This window comes from Lederbergia sp. B243.17 (genome assembly GCF_057657925.1).
Genome location: NZ_JBWBKF010000005.1, coordinates 1 through 1658, shown reverse-complemented (window position 1 = coordinate 1658; position 1658 = coordinate 1). Strand labels below are relative to the sequence as shown.

General features: G+C 44.9%; 1 protein-coding gene. It reads right to left on the bottom strand.

Features of this window, described 5'->3' with window-relative positions; genetic code table 11:
• Positions 1-44: 44 nt before the first annotated feature.
• Positions 45-1588 (bottom strand): IS3 family transposase gene (locus AC0TWI_RS00060; RefSeq protein WP_488124312.1). Its coding sequence is split into 2 segments (ribosomal slippage): positions 45-946 and positions 946-1588, totalling 1545 coding nucleotides; the frame shifts between segments, so codons are not numbered across the junction.
• Positions 1589-1658 lie beyond the last annotated feature (70 nt).

Below are 1658 nucleotides of genomic sequence, written 5' to 3'. Positions count from 1 at the left end.
TGAACTGCCCCCTGTCAAGTAGACAGTGGAAATAAGTAAATTGGTTAGGCGGTCTTAGCCCTATATTCAATGGGGCTGAGGCCGCCTAATTTTTCTTGCAGACGGTGGTGATTATAAAAGTGAATGTAGTCATGGATTGCGTTTTGAAGCTCTTCAAATGAAGAATACGAATGCAGATAATATTTCTCACACTTAAGCGAACCCCAAAAGGACTCCATCGGACTGTTATCGATGCATCGCCCCACACGCGACATGCTATGCGTAATGCCTGCGTCATCCAGTTTCCGTTTGAATTGCTTGGAGGTATATTGGAAGCCGCGATCGCTATGCAGAATGGGGTGGGCATCAATCTTTGTCTCCAGCGCCTTGTCCAAGGTCTGAAATACAAGGGGGTTATTGTTTGAATGCCCGATTACATAACTGATGATAGATCCGTCGTATAGATCACGAATCGCGCTCAGATAGGCCTTGCGGCCATTCCCATACTTGAATTCTGTTACATCTGTAACCCATTTTTCATTCGGAGCCTCGGCTAAAAACTCACGGTTCAGCACGTTTTCTGCCACATGCTGAGGAGGTGAAGCCAAATAGGCTTTACGCTTTCTCCTAATGACTGCCTGGATTCTTGCCACCTTCATCAGGCGGTAAATCCGTTTATGGTTAAATGTACAATTGAATAGGCGATTGATGTTCAATTTCATACGTCGGTATCCGTAGATACCTTCGTACTTTTCATGAAGAGACAGAATGGCTGTAAGGATCTCCAGATTGCGTTCTTCCTCGCAAGAGGGACTCCGTTTCAGCCATTTATAGTAGGAGGAGCGTGCCAATCCAGCCAGTGCGCATAGTAAAGAAACCGGAAACCCTTCCTTGTGCAGTTCTTGTATTGCTGTAAACCGGTCTCCCAGATGGACCCTGCTTAGCGACGCCTCCTCTCGATTTCCTCCAACTTTTTTAGCAGTGCATTCTCCGCCCGCAGCCGTTCATTCTCCTTTTCTAGCCGTTTCATTTCCAGTTTCGCCTTGTCCTCCGGTGTAAGTTCCTCTTCCGTCTTGTTGCGTCCCCGTTTATCCTTTAAGGACTCTGCCCCATCTTTCTCATACTTCTTCATCCATTGATAGACCTGGTTGTAGGAAACCTCATACTTTCTGGCTGTTTCCTGATAGTCTTTCCCGCCGGAAAGACAATCCTGTACAATCTCAATTCTCTCTTTCCATGTGGTTTTTCTGCCTTTGATCATAGTGGTCAGTCCCTTTCCGGTGGCCTTGATTTCACTATGATCATTATACTTCTTCAGCCACTTTCGGAATACAGAAGAACTGGAAATCTCGTGTTTTCTCACAATATCCTTTACAGAGTAGCTGCCAGATAAATAATCCTGGATCGCTGAAGCCTTCAGTTCCTTTGAGTAGAGTTTCCACTTGGTTGATTTCCTCAGACCATCAATCCCATACTTTTCTTTCTTGTACCTCCATCTCTTAAATGTGGATAGGGCGATCTGATGTATGGAACAGATCTCTGAAATGGTATGGAATCCTTCCTCATACAGCTGTAATGCCTCCAGTTTCTTTTCAAACGATACAGACATAAAAAGGGCTCCCCCCTAAGCAACAGATTTTTGTTTTTTCATCTGTCTACTTAAGGGGGAGCATATCATT